The organism is Ruegeria sp. AE4 (genome assembly GCF_056542185.1).
Window position 1 is genome coordinate 1 of record NZ_JBQFZK010000043.1, and the last position, 2429, is coordinate 2429.

2 protein-coding genes are annotated in these 2429 nt (G+C 58.8%); one reads left to right on the forward strand and one right to left on the reverse strand.

Annotated features, from left to right (window positions below; all coding sequences use genetic code 11):
* Positions 1 to 225 precede the first annotated feature (225 nt).
* A complete protein-coding gene (locus ACR0EK_RS20245) occupies positions 226 to 1227 on the forward strand; it encodes a helix-turn-helix domain-containing protein (RefSeq protein ID WP_480871588.1) in 1002 nt (333 codons plus the stop codon).
* A gap of 91 nt (positions 1228 to 1318) precedes the next feature.
* Here ACR0EK_RS20245 and ACR0EK_RS20250 read toward each other — a convergent pair whose 3' ends face one another.
* Positions 1319 to 2296 (reverse strand): HpcH/HpaI aldolase/citrate lyase family protein, encoded by a 978-nt coding sequence (locus ACR0EK_RS20250; protein WP_480901165.1) that lies wholly within the window; start codon positions 2294 to 2296, stop codon positions 1319 to 1321.
* Positions 2297 to 2429: the final 133 nt, after the last annotated feature.

A 2429-nucleotide genomic window follows, 5' to 3' on the forward strand; every position in this document is an offset into this window, starting at 1 on the left:
CGGGATCCATGGGCGTCGACAAATACTGGTCCCCCGTCAACCGCGTCGACAACGCATACGGCGACCGAAACCTCGTCTGCACATGCCCACCAATGACAGAATACGAAGACGCCGCTGAGTGAAACCCGTGTCTGTCCGATCCGTCAATTCGCCTGACGGATCGGATTTACACCCTGAGGGCAGCGCCAATCGGGGCGCTGCCACGCCCAAATCGTCGGAGGAACAATGAAACACTATGTCCTCGAAAATGATCACGCCAATCTGTCTGAAACGGAGCCTGAGGCACCCGAAAGATTGAAACATATCGATGTCATTCTCAACGGTGAAGCGGCTATGGCGTCAGCTGGAATGGTCATCGAATTCTATCAGGCGTTAAACACTCTGGCCGAAGACTGCACCTATGCGGTCAACCTTCGTGTCGCTGGCTCGGAACCCGCGGGCGGACCGTTATACTGGGCCGGACGAACGGCGGTTTTCTGGGGAGATCTGGAGAACATCTGGTCCATTCCACATTCGCGCAGATTCTGGGTATCGCAGGTCCTAAACCTGTCTTCGCGGGTTGTTCTGGTCGGCGGCGCGGTGCTGCTTCTGCCGCAACTCGGAAGAACAGGCCGGAACACCGTTGCTGTCCACCCGAATTTCGCAGCCGCTGCACTGGAGGGCGGGCTGGAAGATTGTGGCACCGGCACGCATCTGGCCGCAGACGGGTGCGCCCATAGCGCAACCACCCGGTTAAGCGCGCTGCGCCTGCTGTCAGAATTTGTGTCGATCGACCACGGGGAACATATCGCGGACATACTGCGCGGATACATTGGACTGACGGAACCCACACAAAAGCACGGCAGCACGCTTGCCGCCCGTCTGGTGCACCGTGCAAAAGGTGATCAGCTTGTCATGCGCACGCTGGATGCGATGCAGGAAAACATCGAAGATCCTTTGACGATCTCGGAACTTTCCAATGTACTCAGGACCTCGACCCGCCAGTTACAGCGAAGGTTTCTAAGCAAAACCGGTGCGAAACTTTTGTCGACCTACAAAGAGCTACGGCTGGAGCGGGCGCAGAGCCTTTTACAATTCACCAACATGTCGCAGATCGAAATCTCGACAGCGACCGGCTTTTCATCGACTGTCGCGCTGAAACGCGCCTTTCAACGCAGCTTTGACGTCAGCCCGGACGAAATTCGGAACAAGCGATTTCTGGGGACGGCCGCCCCGGAACACGGATAACCTTTCGCGTTGGTCTCGTGATCCACCAGTCAACGCAGCACCGAGCCCGCGTGGACAATGCGCCCACGCAGGTCGGGTTTGGTGCAGGCGATCAGGCCGCAGCGATCTGACTGGCCTTTTCAACCAGTACTTCGGCCTGCCGGATCGAGGCATAATCGATCAGACGACCATCCAGAGACACGGCACCTTTTCCGTCTGCCTCGGCCTCGGCCATGGCGACAAGGATACGCCGTGCCTTAGTGACTTCGGCATCCGAGGGCGACATCACCTCGTTGGCCAGTGCGATCTGGCTGGGGTGGATGGCCCATTTCCCTTCGCACCCCAAAACAGCGGCGCGTTTGGCCGCGGCCTTATAGCCGTCGGGGTCCTGAAAATCGCCAAAAGGCCCATCAATCGGACGTAGCCCGTTGGCGCGCGCCGCAACCACCATGCGGGCAAGGGCGTAGTGCCACATGTCGCCCCAGTGGGTCAGGCGGCCTCCGTCGGCATCCGGGTCGGTCAGTACCGAATAGTCCGGGTTCACGCCCCCGATGATTGTGGTTCGCGCCCGGGTCGAGGCGGCATAATCCGCGACACCAAAATGAAGGCTTTCATTGCGCTTTGATGCCGCCGCGATCGCGCTGACATTCTGCATACCAAGCGCGGTTTCGATGATGTGTTCGAACCCTATCCGTTTCTTGTATCCCTTGGCGTCTTCGATCTGGGTCACCAGCATGTCGACCGCATACACATCTGCAGCTGTCCCGACCTTGGGGATCATGATCAGGTCCAGACGCTGGCCCGCCTGTTCGACAACATCCACGACGTCCCGATACATGTAATGGGTGTCCAGACCATTGATCCGCACCGACATGGTCTTGTTGCCCCAGTCGATATCGTTCAGCGCCTGAATGATATTCCTGCGCGCCTGTTCCTTTTCATCGGGCGCAACAGCGTCTTCCAGATCGAGGAAGATGACATCCACGTCCGATTTCGCGGCCTTCTCAAACATTCCGGGCTGGCTGCCGGGCACGGCAAGCTCGCTGCGGTTCAGGCGGGCGGGGGCTTGTTCAATTGGATGAAAGCTCATGGTTGGGACCTTTCGGCTTACAGGTTTGGGTATATGGGGAAACGGTTGCAGAGGTCTGCGACCTGGGCGCGGACGCGGGCTTCGACTTCGGCGTTGCCGTCTTCGCCGTTGGCAGCCAGGCCGTCGACCACTT